The organism is Eionea flava (assembly GCF_055393785.1).
Genome location: NZ_AP036018.1, coordinates 678,395 through 697,398 on the forward strand (window position 1 = coordinate 678,395; position 19,004 = coordinate 697,398).

General features: G+C 43.9%; 16 protein-coding genes. 14 read left to right on the top strand and 2 right to left on the bottom strand.

Annotated features, from left to right (window positions below):
• Positions 1-73: 73 nt before the first annotated feature.
• Complete coding sequence (lptF, locus tag ACZ5O6_RS03100; RefSeq protein WP_447091196.1) at positions 74-1,192, top strand: LPS export ABC transporter permease LptF; 1,119 nt, start codon at positions 74-76, stop codon at positions 1,190-1,192.
• A gap of 3 nt (positions 1,193-1,195) precedes the next feature.
• On the top strand, positions 1,196-2,272 hold the full coding sequence (lptG, locus tag ACZ5O6_RS03105; RefSeq protein WP_447091195.1) for an LPS export ABC transporter permease LptG: 1,077 nt from the start codon (positions 1,196-1,198) through the stop codon (positions 2,270-2,272).
• A 60-nt stretch (positions 2,273-2,332) separates the two neighbouring features.
• On the opposite strand, the gene ACZ5O6_RS03110 is transcribed toward lptG, so the two are convergent.
• A complete protein-coding gene (locus ACZ5O6_RS03110; RefSeq protein WP_447091194.1) occupies positions 2,333-2,785 on the bottom strand; it encodes an RDD family protein in 453 nt (150 codons plus the stop codon).
• A gap of 648 nt (positions 2,786-3,433) precedes the next feature.
• Here ACZ5O6_RS03110 and htpG point away from each other — a divergent pair.
• The 9 genes from htpG to ACZ5O6_RS03155 all read left to right on the top strand — a co-directional run bounded on the left by htpG (position 3,434) and on the right by ACZ5O6_RS03155 (position 12,825).
• Complete coding sequence (gene htpG / locus ACZ5O6_RS03115; RefSeq protein WP_447091193.1) at positions 3,434-5,347, top strand: molecular chaperone HtpG; 1,914 nt, start codon at positions 3,434-3,436, stop codon at positions 5,345-5,347.
• A 158-nt stretch (positions 5,348-5,505) separates the two neighbouring features.
• Positions 5,506-6,525, top strand: coding sequence for an NAD(P)H-dependent glycerol-3-phosphate dehydrogenase (locus ACZ5O6_RS03120; protein WP_447091192.1), 1,020 nt, complete (start codon positions 5,506-5,508; stop codon positions 6,523-6,525).
• Between the two features lie 27 nt (positions 6,526-6,552).
• Positions 6,553-6,972 carry a DUF4389 domain-containing protein gene (locus tag ACZ5O6_RS03125; RefSeq protein WP_447091191.1) on the top strand — a complete coding sequence of 140 codons (420 nt, stop codon included), beginning with the start codon at positions 6,553-6,555 and terminating at the stop codon, positions 6,970-6,972.
• A 99-nt stretch (positions 6,973-7,071) separates the two neighbouring features.
• Entirely contained in the window at positions 7,072-7,548 is a 477-nt protein-coding gene (gene sixA, locus ACZ5O6_RS03130) for a phosphohistidine phosphatase SixA (protein WP_447091190.1), read from the top strand.
• Positions 7,549-7,568: 20 nt separating this feature from the next.
• On the top strand, positions 7,569-8,495 hold the full coding sequence (locus ACZ5O6_RS03135) for an alpha/beta fold hydrolase (protein ID WP_447091189.1): 927 nt from the start codon (positions 7,569-7,571) through the stop codon (positions 8,493-8,495).
• Between the two features lie 207 nt (positions 8,496-8,702).
• Positions 8,703-9,374, top strand: coding sequence for a DUF4892 domain-containing protein (locus ACZ5O6_RS03140; protein WP_447091188.1), 672 nt, complete (start codon positions 8,703-8,705; stop codon positions 9,372-9,374).
• 75 nt (positions 9,375-9,449) lie between these two features.
• On the top strand, positions 9,450-10,415 hold the full coding sequence (gene prmB / locus ACZ5O6_RS03145; RefSeq protein ID WP_447091187.1) for a 50S ribosomal protein L3 N(5)-glutamine methyltransferase: 966 nt from the start codon (positions 9,450-9,452) through the stop codon (positions 10,413-10,415).
• Between the two features lie 68 nt (positions 10,416-10,483).
• Entirely contained in the window at positions 10,484-11,584 is a 1,101-nt protein-coding gene (aroC, locus tag ACZ5O6_RS03150; protein WP_447091186.1) for a chorismate synthase, read from the top strand.
• Positions 11,585-11,625: 41 nt separating this feature from the next.
• Positions 11,626-12,825, top strand: coding sequence for an MFS transporter (locus ACZ5O6_RS03155; RefSeq protein WP_447091185.1), 1,200 nt, complete (start codon positions 11,626-11,628; stop codon positions 12,823-12,825).
• Here ACZ5O6_RS03155 and ACZ5O6_RS03160 read toward each other — a convergent pair whose 3' ends face one another.
• Positions 12,826-14,127, bottom strand: coding sequence for a response regulator (locus ACZ5O6_RS03160; protein ID WP_447091184.1), 1,302 nt, complete (start codon positions 14,125-14,127; stop codon positions 12,826-12,828).
• A 181-nt stretch (positions 14,128-14,308) separates the two neighbouring features.
• On the opposite strand from ACZ5O6_RS03160, the gene cysM reads away from it, so the two are divergent.
• From cysM to relA, 3 genes are read left to right on the top strand one after another with little or no spacing between them, the layout of a single operon-like run.
• The gene (gene cysM, locus ACZ5O6_RS03165) at positions 14,309-15,253 is read left to right on the top strand and encodes a cysteine synthase CysM (RefSeq protein ID WP_447091183.1); all 945 of its coding nucleotides are present in this window, start codon (positions 14,309-14,311) and stop codon (positions 15,251-15,253) included.
• Positions 15,254-16,747: a 23S rRNA (uracil(1939)-C(5))-methyltransferase RlmD gene (gene rlmD, locus ACZ5O6_RS03170; protein ID WP_447091182.1), complete on the top strand. Its 1,494-nt coding sequence runs from the start codon at positions 15,254-15,256 to the stop codon at positions 16,745-16,747.
• 9 nt (positions 16,748-16,756) lie between these two features.
• The gene (gene relA, locus ACZ5O6_RS03175) at positions 16,757-19,003 is read left to right on the top strand and encodes a GTP diphosphokinase (RefSeq protein WP_447091181.1); all 2,247 of its coding nucleotides are present in this window, start codon (positions 16,757-16,759) and stop codon (positions 19,001-19,003) included.
• The last annotated feature ends 1 nt before the right edge of the window (position 19,004 follow it).

Below are 19,004 nucleotides of genomic sequence, written 5' to 3' on the forward strand. Positions count from 1 at the left end.
ACCTCTCTTTTTTATTTGAAAATATAGCGCATAAGCTACCCGTTATCGATCAAAAATGAGAAGATAGCGCCCCATGATTATCCCACGTTACTTATCAAAAGAAGTCTTACAAACCACGTTTGCGGTGACGGGTGTGCTGCTTATCATCATTATGAGCGGTCGCTTTGTAAAATATTTGGCTGAAGCCGCTGCGGGCAAATTGGATGCAAGCGTATTATTTGCTGTGATGTTTTATCGCCTCCCCGGTTTTGCTGAACTCATCCTACCTTTGGGCTTTTTTGTCTCGATACTACTCGCGTATGGCCGCCTTTATACGGATAGTGAAATGACCGTGCTATTTTCGTGTGGTGTGAGTCGCAAACAATTAATTCAGTGGACATATATTCCCGCAGGTATTGTGACCCTTGTTATCGCATCGCTGAGTTTATGGATAACGCCTTTAGGTCTACACGAAGCAGAAAAAATTCTTGCTCAGCAACAAGCGAGAAATGATTTTGAGACAATGCAGGAAGCCCGCTTTCAAGTATCGCGCAATAAACGCTTAGTGAGTTATACCGAAGATATTAGCGATAACCGAGAGCAGCTTAATGCCTTTTTTCTCGCCAATATGAAAACTAAAGACGATGAACTGCTGATGACCACGCGTTCTAGCGTGGCAGAATATAAAGTGCTAGGCGGCACTAATCAGCGTTATCTGGTACTTAAAAATGGTACGCGTTATGAAGGCCAGCCCGGTCAGGCAAACTTCCGTGTTACTGAGTTTGAAGAGTTAGGGCAGCACGTCGATACTAAAAAAGAGATTGTTGTGACTGGCAATAAAGCGAATCGCGTGCCTACATTAGATTTATTCGAATCAGATCTACCTGATTACCAAGCAGCACTACAATGGCGATTCTCTTCGCCTTTGGTCGTATTAATTGTGACACTACTGGGAGTGGTGTTTAGCCATACGAATCCACGACGCGGCCGTTATGCCATGTTGTTTCCTGCCATTTTGTTGTATCTCATTTATCTTGTGTTGCTCAATAGCGCACGTGGTGCGGTAGAAGAACAGCGTCTTAGTCCCGTTATTGGTTTATGGGGTGTTCACCTTGGCTTTGCTGCTCTTGCATTGGCTTTTTTAGTCGACAAAAAACAGTGGCTTAAATGGCTTCGTGTGAGTACTAAGCCGTCATTGAATCAAGCAGGGTAATTTGTGCGCTTACTAAACGCTTATATTTTTCGGACAACGGTCGCGTCAATTATCGTTGTTTTGGTCGTGATCACGGCGCTGGATATTCTAGCCAAACTGATTGATGAGCTGGGTGATTTAACGCCTACTTATACTTTTAGTGAAGCACTGTTGTATGTCGTATTGGCAATTCCTTCGAGCTTTTATCAGTATATGCCTTTTGCTGGTTTAGTGGGTGGGCTTGTGGGGCTGGGTAGTTTGGCGTCTACCAGTGAATTAGTGGTGATGCGCGCAGCGGGAGTGAGTTTATTGCGACTGACATGGGCGGTGCTTAAACCGGTATTATGGTTTATTGCGGCTATGCTGCTGTTCGCCGAATATATAATTCCTATTTCTGACCAATATGCCGAAAATCGACGCTCTGATTTGTTACAGGGAAATAATAGTGCGCTAACGGCAAAGGGTGGCGTGTGGAATCGTGAAGGCAATGTGTTTATGCACTTTAACCGTGTGCAAGCGAATGGCAAATTAGCCGGTGTTACGCGTTATCAGTACGATGATAATCAGCGACTAATTATAGCTAGTTTTTCCAAAACGGCACTTTACACCAATGGTCAATGGCAAGAAGAGGGGGTGGTTGAGACAATATTTCCTGCCGTTAATGACCCGCAAACTATAATAACAAAAACCTATGACTCTCGACGATGGGAAACGGAATTGTCGCCAAATTTGCTGACGATTTTAGTGCAAGATACCGATAACTTAGCTATTACCAAGTTATATGAGTACGCTCAGTATTTAGACAGACAAAGCCTCGATAATGGTAAGTATTTGCTCGCTTATTGGTCTAAAGTATTGCAACCCTTGGTTATTATTAGTTTAGTGCTGGTTGCTATTTCTTTTATCTTTGGGCCTTTGCGTGAGGTGACAATGGGTTACCGTATTTTTACCGGGGTTGTTGTAGGGATTGGTTTTCAGCTCACGCAAAAGCTACTAGGGCCTGCAAGCTTAATTTATGGTATTCCTCCATTATTCGCCGTGTTGTTGCCGATTTTATTCTGCTTGGGATTAGGTTTGTTTTTGCTAGCACGAACACGTTAATCATCTCAAATCCGTTCATTGTAACCAGCGAAAAACCATTCATACTTGTTCAGAGGTTCCTTAACTTCCTTTAGGTAGCAATACCACCTGAGTACCGGTTGCTAGGTCATGCAAGCATTGTTGGTCATTACGTAACCAGCCAATAAAAAATAATGGTAAACAAAATGGTGCTAATACGCAGCGGCCGATACATTGTGGGACAGAGGCTGTGTTTTGAGTGCCCTCCCTCACAATTTTTAATCGCCAAGCACGCATGCCTAGCGTTTGCCCAGCTCTTCTCCAAAAAAAGCAAAAAAAGCCGATCACTACCATTAACCATCCCATTTGAAATAGCCAGTGGAGATGATTGTTAATTTCTACGGCATCATCACCATTAAGCCAATGAGTTAAGCCGACTCCGATAGCCCCATACCCCATACTAATCGCCGCAATCAGTAATGCGTCGTAGATGATCGCGGTAAATCGTCGCCATACGGGAGCGTATTGAATAGAAGAGGACGTGGCAGTATTCATGATTAGCCTTTGGGAAGTCGTTGGTAGTGCTTATTGGGTATACAAGGGGGCTTAATTTAAGGTTTAGCCCCAAGGATGTTAACAATTGATGCTTAATAATAGCATTACCCGTGGCGCATTCTAAAACTTCGAACAAAAAATAGGGTATTCCTTCAGCAACACGCTGTAAATATATCCTATAAGCTTCGCGGCAGCTTGACCTAGATGGAAGTAGGGAATACAGGTTTTGCAGGAGTAAAAACCTGTCCCTGCTGCCGAGAGTTGTTGAAGGAATACCCTATTTTCTGTTCTATGAGTGCCGTTTGGCTCAGAATGCACCACAGGTAGCATGGTGTTTTTTTCTGGAAATAGACAAGCGATACCCTCTTGAAATATAAGGCCACTCCCCCATATAGGTGTCATCATAATATTTGAGACCTTTGCACGGAAGATGATTTTGCTCTCAGGCACCAAAAGTAGGCGCTTTTAAGCGAGGCAAAAATGCACGGAGAGAGGGAGTTTATGCATGATAAATGACCGATTGAGTACATTTTTCCTCGGTACCCCCTTGTGGGGTAAACGCCACATGAGAGCGAAATGGTTTTCGTGCAAAGGTCTCATTTAGAACACTTATTATTAACCATTTTTATATCTAGTGAGGAGTTATTCGTGACAGATACAGCCACTGCCGAGAAAGAAACTTTAGGCTTTCAAACGGAAGCTAAACAATTATTACACCTAATGATTCACTCGTTGTACTCGAATAAAGAGATCTTCCTACGCGAGCTTGTTTCTAACGCTTCTGATGCGGCCGATAAGTTACGTTTTGAAGCCGTTAAAAATGACGATCTATATGAAGGTGATTCTGAGTTGGCGATTCGCGTTGATTTCGATAAAGACGCTAAAACAGTCACTATCAGCGACAATGGTATCGGCATGAGCCGTGAAGATGTTATTAATCACCTAGGCACTATTGCTAAATCAGGAACAGCACAATTTCTCGAAAACCTTTCGGGTGATGATAAAAAAGATTCACAACTCATTGGCCAATTTGGTGTTGGTTTTTATTCTTCGTTTATCGTAGCAGACCGTGTTGAAGTGCTCACACGTAAAGCCGGTGTGCCAGCGACCGAAGGTGTACATTGGGAGTGTGCGGGTGATGCGGAATTTACCGTTGAAGCCATTGAAAAGGCTGATCGTGGTACGACGATTATTCTTCACTTAAAAGACGATGCGACTGAATTTGCTGACGGGTGGCGCTTACGCTCGGTTATTAAAAAATATTCAGATCATATTTCTTTGCCGGTCATTATGAAAAAAGACGTGCCGGAGCCAGAAGAGGGTAAAGAACCTGAAGCGCCAGAAGATGAAACAATTAATACGGCGACTGCGCTGTGGACGCGCTCGCGCTCTGATGTTAAAGATGAAGAATACCAAGAATTTTATAAGCATGTATCACATGATTACCAAGAGGCGCTAACGTGGAGCCATAATCGTGTTGAAGGTAAGTTAGATTACACCAGCTTGTTGTACATTCCTAAAAAAGCACCGTTTGATCTTTATAACCGTGAAGGCACGCGTGGCCTTAAATTGTATGTTCAACGCACATTTATTATGGATGAAGCCGAGCAGTTTCTGCCGATGTATCTGCGCTTTGTTAAAGGTATCGTTGATTCAAATGATTTATCACTCAATGTATCTCGTGAGATTCTACAAAAGGATCCCAATATTGATGCCATGCGTGCAGCACTGACCAAGCGTGTTTTAGATATGCTTGATAAAATGGCCAAGAAAAAACCAGAAGAGTATGCAGAGTTCTGGAAAGAATTTGGTGAAGTGATTAAAGAAGGCCCTGGCGAAGACTTTGCGAATAAAGAAAAAATTGCCAAACTACTACGTTTTGCGACAACGCATACCGATACGGCAACACCGGATCAATCGTTAGAGCAATACGTTGAACGTATGCAAGAAGGTCAAGACAAAATTTATTACGTGGCGGCAGAAAACTTTAATACAGCGAAAAACAGCCCGCATCTAGAAGTGTTCCGTAAAAAAGGCATAGAAGTCTTGTTGTTGTCTGATCGCGTTGACGACTGGATGATGAGCCACTTGCGTGAATTTGATGGTAAGCAATTACAAGATGTTGCACGCGGATCGTTAGATCTTGGTGAGCTAGATTCTGAAGAAGAAAAGCAAGCGCAAGAGAAAATTAACGAAGAGCTTAAAGGTCTTGTTGAGCGCAGTAAAACAGTGTTAGAGGATAAAGTAGCAGAAGTGCGTCTGACTCATCGCCTAACGGATTCGCCTGCCTGTGTTGTTGTTGGTGAAGATGATATGGGTGCGCAGATGCGTCGCCTTATGGAGCAAGCGGGTCAGGCGCTGCCAGATACGAAGCCAGTTTTTGAATTGAACCCAGAGCATCCGTTGGTGAAAAAACTGGATCAAGAAGCTGACGAAGACCGCTTTGGTGATTTAGTCAATATCCTTTTTGATCAAGCGACCTTATCAGAAGGTGGTCATTTAGAAGATCCAGCGGCTTATGTACAGCGACTCAATAGCTTGTTGTTAGAGCTTAGCAACTAATCTCGATAACTTTATAGATTTGAGATGATGTTTAAAAGCAGTAAAGGCGACCTTTACTGCTTTTTTTGTGTTTGTTTTTTGAAAGATGTTAAAAACTAATATTTATGCCTTATTAGTGATATAAATAACACCTATATACCCATAAGAATGATAATAATATGATGAGTAATCCAACAATTGCCGTTATTGGCGGTGGCAGTTTCGGTACTGCACTGGCTAGCACTATCGGGCAAAATCAACAGCCGGTTTTTTTGTGGATGCGAGACAGTACGCGTGCTGAGCTCACAGCATCTACGCGAGAAAATACACAATATCTTCCCGGCTTCCAGTTGCCGCCGCAAGTTCATGTGGTTTCCGATATTGAGATGGCACTGTCGACAGCACAGTTAGTATTTATTGCTGTACCTAGCGCTTCCTTTCGGCAGGTTGCACAGCAAATAGCGAATTACTTGGCGCCTTCTGCCTATGTTGTCAGTACGACAAAAGGAATTGATGCGACTAGCTTTCAAACCATGAGTCAAATTTTAGAGCAAGAGTTACCTGACCACGCTATTGGCGTATTAAGTGGGCCAAATTTTGCCAAGGAAATGGTTCAACACCAGTTAACCGGCTCAGTTATTGCGAGTGAGCATGATCTTCTTATTGAGCACGTACAGGCGACGCTATGCTCGTCAACCTTTCGTGTGTATAGCAATGATGATCGTTATGGCGTTGAGTTGGCGGGTGCGTTGAAAAATATTTATGCCATCATTGTTGGTATGGCAGAAGCAAGGCAATGTGGTCAGAATACCTTAGCTATGCTGATGACGCGTGCGCTTGCAGAGATGGGACGTTTTTCTCAAGCAATGGGAGCCAATCCAATGACCTTGTTGGGGTTGGCAGGGGTAGGAGATTTGATTCTTACCTGCGGCTCCAATTTGAGTAGAAATTATCGATTGGGCCATGCCTTAGGGAGCGGTAACAGTTACCAACAAGCGGTTGATGGTATCGGTCAGGTAGTCGAGGGTGTGAATACGCTTCGTTTAGTAAAAGAAAAATCCGAAGAAATGCAAATTTATATGCCATTAGTTACTGCGCTCTACGCACTAATGTTTGACCACCAGCCTGTAGATAGTATTATTAGTCAGCTTATGTCCAGTGATAATAGCGATGACGTCAACTTTGACCCACTAAAATAAAGTAGCAAACAATAAATAGGTATAAATATGAGTAACAAGCCTTCAGATAACGAAGCAGTCGATGGTGAAATTGTCAGTGAATCATCTGCTGATCCATCGTCAGGTCAAACAGAAACAAACGCGTCATCAATTAATGAGGCGTCGTCTGAAACATCCGGTGAACTAAAAACACGTTTGTTGTCTCCCGAACATTGGTTGCGTGGCTTATTTATGCTGATGTTTGTTGTTATTGCCTGTGTCGCTAGTTACGTTATGTTAGTGCTGGTAATTATTCAATTTGTGTTTGCTTTGATTACGGGTTCTAGTGAAGAAAGATTGCAGGCTTTTGGTGGTCAGCTCTCACAATATCTTTATCAAATATTACGCTTTATTACCTATAACGACGAACAAAAGCCATTCCCATTTAGTGATTGGCCTAATGATAGTTCGGCCACGGGTAATGAATAGTGCTAAGTGCGAATAGGTAAGCGGCTGTATGACTGTCATTCAATCATAGACGTTTTTATGCCCGCCTCGATGATAAAAAACTAGATAAAGGAGCACAGTGTGAATGTATTTATTATGCGCCACGGTGAGGCGCAACCCTCTGCCGACACCGATGCCCAACGAGAACTAACAGCGCAGGGTAAAGATGATATAGCACAAATGGCAATGGATTATGCTGCCGTGTTACAAACGGTGGATGTAATATGGGCAAGCCCGTATATTCGCGCTCAACAAACCGCAAAAATTATGGCGGCCCACCTTGATAAGCCAGTAGTCACTCAGTTTTTTTTGCCACCAAACGGTAATCCAATTGATTCACTCGCTGCTTTAGAAAGTCATCGCACCGAAACGGTACTTATGGTGAGTCATCAACCGCTGGTTGGAATTTTAGTGGATGGTATGGCAGGGCTTGAGCCCGGCCGTTACCGAATGGGTACAGGCGCTTTGGCGAGTCTTAAAACCCAAGTCTATGCAAATGGTTGTTGTGATCTCGAATGGTTGCATCAGCCCGCTAGTACTCAACCCGTACTCTCATAATTTAGTAAGAGATCCTTCTATTGTCTCATTCAACGGTTTCCTCTGGCGCATTAGTGAGCGCTGGTTTTTCTGCGATAGAAAAAACATTCACTTTTAATGGTTTTCGTTACGCTGCTCAGCTCTGGGGAGACGAGGGCGGATTACCGGTTATTGCGTTACATGGTTGGTTGGACAACAGTGGTAGTTTTGCCACGCTTGCGTCTCAACTGCCTGGTGTTCAATGTCTGGCGGTTGATCTGGCAGGGCATGGATTGTCAGATCATAAATCGGGTTTAGATGATTATCCAATATGGACCGACATTTCTGCTATTTACGCGATTGCGGATAGTATGGGCTGGCAACATTTTGGTTTGCTGGGGCATTCCCGTGGTGCGATGATGGCATTGTTAACTGCCGGAACCTTTCCTGATCGAATCTCCCATTTAGTGATGATTGATGCGATTATGCCTCCACTGGTTGAGCAAGTCGGTGTGATTGAGCGTATCCAAAAAAGTATCGCTGAAATCGGTCATCGCATTGAGCGCAAGGCGACTATTTTTGACTCGCGCAGAGAAGCGATTGTTGCCCGTTGTATGAGCCGTTTTGCACCAGTCTCGACGACAACAGCAGAGCAGTTAGCGGTACGAGGTTTGTCTGAATCGGCGGGTAAGTATTCGTGGCGAGCCGACAGTAAATTATGGAGTTTATCGGCTATTGGTTTATCTAGTGAAACATTACAGGCATTTGTCGATAATATTGTTGATGCTCATGTGCCATCACAACTTTTGTTAGGCGATGAAGGTTTAGTCATGAAAGCCCCTCAAGAGCTGAAAGAGCAAAGTGAGGCATTGGCGCGTCAGTTATCCGCGACAGTTGAAGTATTTAACGACGGACACTTTTTACACGCCGAGAGTGCTGCTACAGAGGTTGCCGCGGCGATAAAGAATTTTTTAGTTAGCCCTCGTTAAGCGTCTTTATCCATTTTTTATCGTTTTAAAGAACGGTTGCCACAAGTGACTTATCGCTGCAATGATCAGTGACATGGTTTTCTGATATAAATATACCAACGGCGTAAGGGTGCCGCAGTGCTATGCTAAGGTGCTTTGGCACGTATAAAGAATAATGCGTATAACATTCGATGTTATCAATCACTTAATCCAGTCGTTGAGAATAATGTGAAAAAACACACTTCTTCATTAATAAATGCAGCCAACCGTGATACTACGCCACCACATTCGGTCACCACAAATGCCGTCACTATTAACACTACTATAATCAGTGAATTTACTCTGTTTTATGCGTATGCTTTTGTGGCTTTTGTGGCTTTATGTGTGTTGAGTGTTGCGTTGCCTGTGCACGCAGATAAGGCTTTCGCCTTTTCGTTACACCCTCAAGCCAAGGTTTTTGAGCAATCAACTTACTCTGAAACGCAGTACATTGTGGCTTTAGATAAATACCGTAAAGTCGATAATCGTTGGGTCCCAAGAAAATGGCAGCGGCAGGCGGGCCGATTGTTACGTTATACTTTAGAAATGCCAAGAGACTATGTTGAGCCTGATGTGCTTAGTTATTATGATGGTCAGTTGCCTGATAATGCTGAGCTATTATTTGGCTGTGACGGTCGAGCTTGCGGTGAAAGCAATAATTGGGCGAATGATCATTTTGGCATTAAGCAATTGTATGGAATTGACACTTCTCAGCGTTATCGCACGTACCGCATGCCGGTAGTGATGGAAGAAAACGTTACTGAAAAACAGCCGTTAGATTATTTGTATGTCACAGCGTATGTAGTGCGGCGTGGTAATCGCCGTTTATATGTTCAGTTAGATATTCTATATCCTCGTTAGTTGCATGACTTGTTTTTATCTTTTGCTGGTGAGTAATCTTTATTATCCAATCCATATAGAGTTAATTGATTAAAAATGACAATATCATCCGATAGGCCAGTATCTGCTTTTCCAGAGGCCTTGGTTAATACGCCTCCGTCGACGATTGCTGAATGTATTGATGCGGGAGCCATCTTCTTTGAGCAAGCGCAACTTTTTTTTGGTCATGGTACTGATAATGCGCAAGATGAGGCTTTGTGGCTGGCTTTTTCTGCATTAGGTTTATCATTTGATGTGAGCGCTGAAGTGCTTAATCAACCGGTCAGTCAAGCCGAGTGGCTACGTATTGAAAGTATGTATCTTCGCCGGGTTAATGAGCGTATTCCCGCAGCGTACATTGTGGGTGAAGCGTGGTTTTGTGGCTATGTTTTTACGGTTAATGAGCATGTTTTGGTGCCTCGGTCACCCATTGCAGAATTGATTCTCAGTCGTTATCAGCCGTGGTTACCAGTCGTTGATGCATTGCCGCCGCAATCGTCATTACAAGTGCTCGATATGTGTACCGGTAGCGGTTGTATTGGTATTGCGACGGCGTTGGTCTTTCCTGATGCGCGGGTTGACCTCTGTGATATTTCTACCGATGCTTTGATGGTTGCTGAAGAAAATATTAAGCGGCATCAGGTCAGTGAGCGAGTGGCCGTGCTGGAGTCGGATGTATTCGATGCAATTCCCGAAAAACCTTATGATCTTATTGTTGCTAACCCTCCATACGTAGACAAAGCTGATATTGATAGTATGCCCGCAGAGTATCAGTCGGAACCGGCTATTGCTCTAGGTTCTGGAGATGACGGCTTAGATGTGACACGCCGTTTGCTGCGACAGGCAGCGACTTATCTAAATGATCAAGGGGTATTGATTGTGGAGGTGGGTAATAGCTGGGAACATGTAGAAACCGCTTTTCCTCAAGTGCCTTTTATGTGGTTATCGTTTGAATCTGGGGGGCATGGTGTATTTGTGATAACGCGACAAGAGTTATTAGATCATGCAGCAGCCTTTGTATAAATCACGTATAATCTCGCCGTTATAAAGGTGTCGCTCTATCTCTATTTTACTAAAAGGTTTATCGCATTATGTCAGGCAATAGCTTCGGAAAACTATTTACTACCACAACCTTTGGCGAAAGCCATGGTTTGGCGTTAGGTTGTATTGTCGATGGCTGTCCTCCAGGTTTAGCGTTAAGCGAAGCAGACTTACAAGTAGACCTTGATCGACGACGCCCGGGTAAAAATCGCTATGAAACACAGCGTAAAGAACCCGATCAGGTTAAGATTTTATCCGGTGTTTTTGAAGGTAAAACAACCGGCACCCCTATTGGTTTGTTGATAGAAAATACTGATCAGCGCTCGAAAGACTATGGCAATATCAAGGATCAGTTTCGCCCCGCACATGCAGACTATCCGTATATGCAAAAATATGGTGTGCGTGACTATCGTGGTGGTGGCCGTTCATCGGCACGCGAAACTGCGATGCGTGTAGCGGCTGGTGCTATTGCGAAAAAATATTTGTTAGCACATTGTGGTATTCAAGTGCGAGGTTACCTCTCCCAGTTAGGGCCGATAAAAGCCGAGCAATTCGACTGGAACGAAGTGCATAATAATCCCTTCTTTTGCCCCGATGTCGATCAAGTTGCGGCAATGGAAACCTATATGCAAGACTTACGTAAGTCAGGCGACTCTGTAGGGGCAAAAATTTCCGTTGTTGCCAGTGGTATGATTCCAGGGTTAGGAGAACCCATTTTCGATCGTTTAGATGCAGATTTAGCGCATGGCCTGATGAGCATTAATGCTGTTAAAGGCGTGGAGATTGGCTCAGGCTTTGATGTCGTCACTCAAAAAGGTACAGAGCATCGCGATGAAATTGTCCCTGAAGGTTTTCTGTCAAATAATGCTGGCGGTGTACTAGGGGGTATTTCAACAGGGCAAGATTTAATTGCGCATATCGCGTTAAAACCCACCTCTAGTTTACATATCCCCGGCCGCAGTATTGATGTGCATGGTGAGCCAGTTGAGATCGTTACTAAAGGGCGCCACGACCCTTGTGTTGGTATTCGTGCAACGCCAATTGCTGAGGCAATGACGGCATTAGTGTTGATGGACCATTTGTTGCGTCATCGAGCACAAAATGGAGACATATCCCACAATATCCCTACCATCCCTGCACAAGCGAACTAGCTTAACGTGCTGATGATAAAAGCTATTTAGGCAATGTGTTAATGCATGCTTCCACATTACCTTATTGGCGTTTGTCCGGTTTCTATTTTTTTTACTTTGCGCTTGTTGGCGCATTAAGCCCTTTTCTTAGTTTATATCTTGCTGATATTGGCCTCACTGCTTACGCCATCGGTTTGGTGAATGCCGTATTGATGGGTACAAAAATTGGTGCGCCTAATATATGGGGCTGGCTATGTGATCGTACGGGTCGACGTTTATTGATTATTAGCGTGGGTGCCGGTTTAGCCACGCTATTTTTTACAGGTCTATTTTTTTGGAAAAATTTAATTCCCATACTTATTGTCACTTTTCTTTATAGTTTTTTTTGGAATGCAGTGCTGTCTCAGTTTGATACGGTTACTATTCAATATTTGGGTAAAAAAAGTCATCATTACAGCCGAATTCGAGTATGGGGTTCGATAGGTTTTATTGTCGCCGTTGTTGCTCTTGGCTTTTTGTTTGATCACTTGTCTATTCGTTATCTTATCCCTATTGCTTGGGTTTTATTGTTATTGATTAGTTTGAATTGCCTGCTACTTAAAGAGGCTCCTGTGCGCGTTGCGGCGTCAAGCAATGTGTCTTGCCGATTTATTTTGCGCCAGCCTGCTGTTATTGCCTTTTTTGCAGCGGCATTTTTACTCCAATTAAGTTTTGGTGCCTACTACACCTTTTTTAGTTTGTATTTAGATAGCTATGGCTACACGAGAACATCCATTGGGCTGCTTTGGGCCTTAGGGGTTGCGGCGGAGGTTGCTTTGTTTTTAGTGATTCATCGTTTAATGCCAGCAATGGGGGTGAGTTATTTATTATTTTGGAGTTTATTGTTAACGAGCTTTCGCTGGTTTATCACGGGTATGTTTGCGGATCATCTATGGGTGATGATTATTGCGCAAGGCATTCATGCCTTAAGCTTTGGTGCAGCGCATGCGGCGAGTATCGAGTTGATTAGGCAGTTCTTTGCGGGCAAAAATGCCGGTCAAGGTAATGCGTTATATAGTTCGATGACATTTGGTGTGGGTGGTGCTATCGGTGCTGTTGCGAGTGGCTATTTGTGGGAAATTAGTCCGCAATGGTTATTTATTGGCGCTGGTGGCGTGTTGCTAGTGGCGGCGATAGTGGCTTGGTTGGGCTTGTGTGGTGATTCAATCTCTCGTTTTCATCAAAGTATTGACCAATCATTGTCGACTAAAAGTCGTCATTAGTCATTCGAGGTTAAGCAGAGGCTCCTCAATATTAAAAATTATATCCATGTCATATTGTTCATTCCATAAAAGAATGTCGTCGATAGATTGTAGAACATTATCTAGTGCTTGCTTGATATCGCTGACTGCACTCTCTTCTATAGTGATTTTTTTTGTTTTGTCTGATGGGTTATTAATGCTGGGGTATTGAGTGAGGTGTGATTGCAATAAGCGTTCTAATTGCTGATTGCTTGTTTGTAATTTGGGGACGCCACAGTATGAGCTTCCACCATAAATCTTATGGTTCAGTTGATAGAGTTTTTCCCACTGGCGCTGTTCATAACGTTCGAGAAGCGTTGCTTTTTCTTGTTGAATCATAGTAATAAGTAGTGCCAACATGTCTCTAGCCAATACGTTATTGTTATTGCTATGGGATAATGAATATTCAATGTTAATAACTTTATCAACATCCTTTTTGGAGTTCGTTGGTTTGGCTGTTTTTGTAGGCGGATACTTTTTATTACCTTGACCCATTTTATTTTTCGATGACCTGCTTGCCAATAAATTGTTTGAACCTGCAGGTTTTAAAGATTGTCGTTCAATACCTTCCCAGCGCTGCATCACCTCATGTACCGTATCTGCGCTCACTGGTTTCTCTAAGTAGTCATCAAAGTCTTGCTGAAGTACGGCCAGCCGTTTGCTTTTTTCTTTATGTGCGCTTACGGCAATAATTGGTGTTCTTGCTATGTGTAATTTAGCATTCGTTTTTTCAAGTGCGCGAATATGTTGTACTGTTTGCGGTCCATTCATACCCTCCATTTCTATATCCATGAAAATAATGTCCATTGTTTGTTTTTCGACATGCCTAATAGCATCTAGTCCATTATTGGCGGTAACAATTTTTCGATTGTCTGCCTGTAGATAATTTTCAAGTACGGTAATGTTACTGGTGTTATCGTCCACAACTAATATACGTCTGGATTCGGTGCATATTGCGGAAGAGCTAGAACGCTGCTTCTTTGATGGCTGATCACTATTATGTGTCGTTAACGTTGTGGATGAGGCAGTGTTCGTATTGTCATCAGCCTTATTTTTTTTAGGGCTGTATTGTTCATCGATGCTGCGTTCATCGGTGCTTGGTTTAAATAAACACCACCATGAAAGTAACGTGAATAAAAAGTGGCTGGTAAGAACAACAAAAATAAATGGGTAGATCGATGGTGGTGTCGAGATGAGATACACGCCTAAGCATAAGCAAAGGCTGAGAATTAGGAAGCCAATATTGAAGAGGCAATATTTTTTTGATGAAATCAATTGAGGCATATCAGAGAATCCGTCTCAAGCAGGCTGTAGGATACATTAGTGTTATTTAGTAAGTATAACTAAGCACGCTATGGTTATGTAAATTCTGTCTACGAGTTAACAGATAAATTCATGCTGTCGCTATGTTACGTTGACGCGATCAAGGGTAAAATAGCGGCCTTATTTTGGCAAGGCTTGTTTTATGGAAACCTCTTCCCCGTATCCCACGATTGAGCAATACGTCGGCAATACTCCTTTAGTGCGTTTACAGCGTTTAGATGGCGCAAATATCAACAATAATACCGTTTTAGTCAAGTTAGAGGGTAATAACCCTGCTGGGTCCGTTAAAGATCGTCCTGCGTTATCAATGATTAATTGTGCAGAAGCGCGCGGCGATATACAAATGGGCGATACGCTCATTGAAGCGACCAGTGGTAATACGGGAATTGCTTTAGCCATGGCTGCCGCTATTAAAGGTTATCGTATGATCCTTATTATGCCCGATAGCGCAACCGCTGAACGTAAAGCCGCAATGACGGCCTACGGTGCTGAACTTATATTAGTGAGTGCGGAAGAGAGTATGGAGGGGGCGCGTGATTTAGCTCAGCAAATGCAAGCCGAAGGTAAAGGCAAGGTGCTTGATCAGTTTGCTAATAATGATAACCCGTTAGCGCATTATACGGGTACTGGCCCAGAAATTTGGGAGCAAACTCACGGCAATATTACACATTTCGTGAGCTCGATGGGAACAACCGGTACGATTACTGGAACCTCCGCTTTTTTGAAAGAGCAAAACCCTGGTATTCAAATTGTTGGTTTACAGCCAGAAGAGGGTGCAAGTATTCCCGGTATTCGCCGTTGGCCGCAAGCCTATATTCCCTCTATTTTTGATGCAACCAATGTTGATCAAGTGGTTAATATGAGCCAGCAGCGCGCAGAGATCACAATGCGTGCGTTAGCGCAGCAAGAAGGTATTTTCTTGGGTGTATCGTCTGGTGGCTCGGTGTCGGCTGCTTTGGAAATTAGTCAAACGGTACACAATGCCGTGATTGTTGCGATTGGCTGTGATCGCGGAGACCGCTACTTATCATCTGGTGTGTTTGACGATAGAGCGGATCATGCCAGTAAAGGCATGACGGTCGATTAAGTGGCCACCTCTTCTCGAAAAATAGGCGCTCGATCTAGAAAAAAAGCACCTGCTGCTCACCGTATTCCTTCGGATAAAAGTCTCTTAATTGAGCGCTTGGCTGATGATGGGCGTGGAATCGCATCGGTTAATGGGCATGCCGTCTTTGTCGATGGGGCTTTACCCGACGAAGAAGTGACGGTGCTAATCACGCGCTCCTCTACTCGCTATAGTGAAGGGAAAGTTAAGCAGATCACTAAGATGTCTGAGCAACGGATAACGCCTTCTTGTGCCGTATTCTCTCGTTGCGGCGGCTGTGCATTGCAGTATATGCCGGTAAGCGATCAAGTCGCATTCAAGCAAGCCACGGTGTTATCGCAGTTATCTCGTTGGTCTTCTATCTCGCCGCAAGCATTATTATCACCCATCTCCTCATCGCCTTATCACTATCGACAACGTCTGCGTTTGGCGGTCGATTACACAAAAATTGGTGATGTGTTATTCGGTTTTCGTGAGGCCGACAGCCGTGCGATTGTAGAAACTCGCCACTGTGATGTTGCTGTGCCTGCATTACAAGTAATGTTGCCATTACTACGCGATGGCCTTTCTCAGATAGCGAAGTCGGTTTCACATATAGAGTTAATCCACTCACAACCTTTCCTTGGTCAAGATGATGTGGGTATTGTGGTGAGGCATACGCGCAAGTTATCGGTTGCAGATCGACACCTATTGCAGTCTTCTCTCCGATCAGAACATTTAAAGGCTGTCGTATGGTTTCAGAGTGATAAAGGGGGTGATCTACATGATATTAATGACCAAGCCGTCACCCCAAGAATGGCTTATGTATTAGCACTCGATGATGATCGTCTTTCGCCGTTAACATTACAGTTTCATCCGCAAGACTTTATTCAGTCAAACCATGCGGTGAATCAAATGATGATCAAGCAAGCCCTTGAATTGCTCGCGCCACAATCTCACGAGCTAGTGCTCGATTTATTTTGTGGTATTGGCAATTTTTCTTTGCCAATAGCGCAGTTTGTTAAACGGGTGGTGGGTATTGAAGGCATTGAGGCCATGGTTGAGCGTGCTACTGCTAATGCGCAGAGTAATCAGATAAGTAATGTGTCGTTTGCAGCGCAAGACTTATCGAAGCCGATAAATGCGAGGCAATGGGCGAATGTGCTCGTCGATAAGTCGAAGATTGACGCTTTAGTGCTTGATCCTCCGCGTGCAGGCGCTAAAACTCTCTGTGAAAATATCACTGAACTATCGCCAGGTCGTATTGTCTACGTCTCTTGCGATTCGTCTACCTTCGCACGCGACGCAGGCATTTTGGCTAATCAGGGCTATTGTTTGGCTAAGCTTGGTGTGATGGATATGTTTCCTCAGACCTCCCATGTAGAAATTATGGCGCTATTTACCATCGATGCAAAACGTAAAAAAAGCGCTAGCCATTGCTCAACAACACGTAAGACTTCCCATAAAACAATCAAACGTAGACTGAAACTAGGATAACGATAATTCATGGTAAAAGTGAGAGACGACTATCCGCTAATGGATAATGGTGATGTCGATATTGCTCAATGGGCGGAACGTATAGCGTCTATTGCAGGTAGCAACGAATTTGCCATTCAGCAGCTAATTACGGCGGCTACACTTATCGAGCAGGCAGAAAAACAGCATGTAAACACCGAAGATACGTGGTCACAACATAATAGCAGTTTTGTTACTGGGCTCGAAATGGCGGATATTTTGGCCGAGCTACAGTTGGATCAAGAGGCGCTTATAGCCGCCGTGGTTTATCGTGGGGTTCGAGAAGGCAAAGTACCGTTGGCTGATATCACAGAGCGTTATGGCAAAGAGGTTGAGGGTTTAGTTTTAGGTGTGTCAGGCATGGCTGCGATTAGCCAATTGCGCAACGATTCAGAAGAGTCGGTATTGGGGCAGCAAACGGCCGAACAGACAGAAAATGTGCGTAAAATGTTAGTGGCAATGGTTGATGATGTGCGCGTAGCACTGATTAAACTAGCGGAGAGAACCTGTGCAATTCGTGCGGTAAAAGATGCAAGCGAACAGCGTAAACGCAAAGTGGCGCGTGAGGTTTTTGATATTTATGCACCGTTGGCTCACCGCTTAGGGATTGGTCATATTAAGTGGGAGTTAGAGGATTTAGGCTTCCGTTATTTGATGACGGACGATTACAAGAATATCGCCAAATCGCTTGATGAAAAGCGTCTTGATCGCCAAGATTATATTGACTATGTCGTTGAGAGTTTACAAACTCAAATTCAAAAAAATAATATCGATGCCGAAGTCTATGGCCGTGCTAAGCATATCTATAGTATATGGCGAAAAATGCAGCGCAAAAATATCGTATTTTCGGAAGTTTATGATATTCGCGCAGTACGTATTTTGGTGCCGACCACTAAAGATTGTTACGAAGTGCTGGGTATTGTGCATACGCTTTGGCGCAATATCCCACATGAGTTTGATGATTACATTGCTGCGCCCAAAGAAAATGGTTATCGGTCGTTACATACGGCGGTTGTCGGGCCTAATAACCGCGTTATCGAGGTACAAATTCGCTCACATGCGATGCACGAAGAGGCGGAGTATGGCGTGTGTTCTCATTGGCGTTATAAAGGAACTGACAGTAGCGATGCCGATGCGCAAGTTGATAGTTATGAACAAAAAATAGAATGGCTGCGTCAAGTACTGGATTGGCATGAAGAACTGGGTGTGGACGGCTTGGCCGATGACATTGGCTCTAGTGTTGAGCAGGATCGTGTGTATTTATTTACTCCCGACGGACATGTGATTGACCTGCCAGCAGGTGCGACGCCTCTTGATTTTGCTTACCGTGTTCACACAGAAATTGGCCATCGATGCCGAGGCGCGAAAGTGGGCGGTCGAATCGTACCTTTAAACCATGTGTTAAAAACAGGTGATCAGGTAGAAATTCTTACGGGTAAGCAAACCGTTCCGAGTCGTGATTGGTTGATGGAAGGCTTAGGTTATCTCAATACTTCTCGTGCAAAAGCGAAGGTACGTCAATGGTTTGGTGAGCAAGCGCGCGATCAGAACATTGCCGATGGCCGCAGTGTATTAGATAAAGAGCTACGCCGATTAGGTATTCAGGATATTGATTTTGAAGCCTTATTGGCAGCACTAAAACATCATACCTTAGATGATTTGTATGCCCATGTGGGTTCCGGTGATGTGACGGTGGCTCAAGTGTTGCGCGCATCGCAAAAATTATTAGCGCCCAGCATACCTGAACAAACAGAAATTAATTTTTCCCATAAAAAGCCGACCACCGCAGGCACCGATGTTTATATTGACGGTGTTGGTAATCTTTTAACGAATATTGCCCATTGCTGTAATCCTCTACCCGGTGATGAAATTATGGGCTATATCACTTTGGGCAAAGGTGTTTCTATTCATCGTAAAGATTGTCGTAATATTCTACAACTCGCGTCGGATGAACCTGACAGAATTATTCAAGTGCAATGGGGTGAGGCGCCGACACAAACATACACGGTTGACGTGTTGGTTGATGCCTATGATCGCGGTGGCTTATTGAGAGATGTGACTGCTGTGTTGGATGCGGCTCATATTAATGTGAGTGCCATGCAAACCCTGTCTGATAAAGGTCAAAATACGGTATCAATGGTTGTTTCTATTGATATTCGTGACTTCGCGCACCTTAGTCACATTCTTGCTCGGCTCAATCAATTGCCCAATGTGGCATCAGCACGGCGTAAGAATTAGG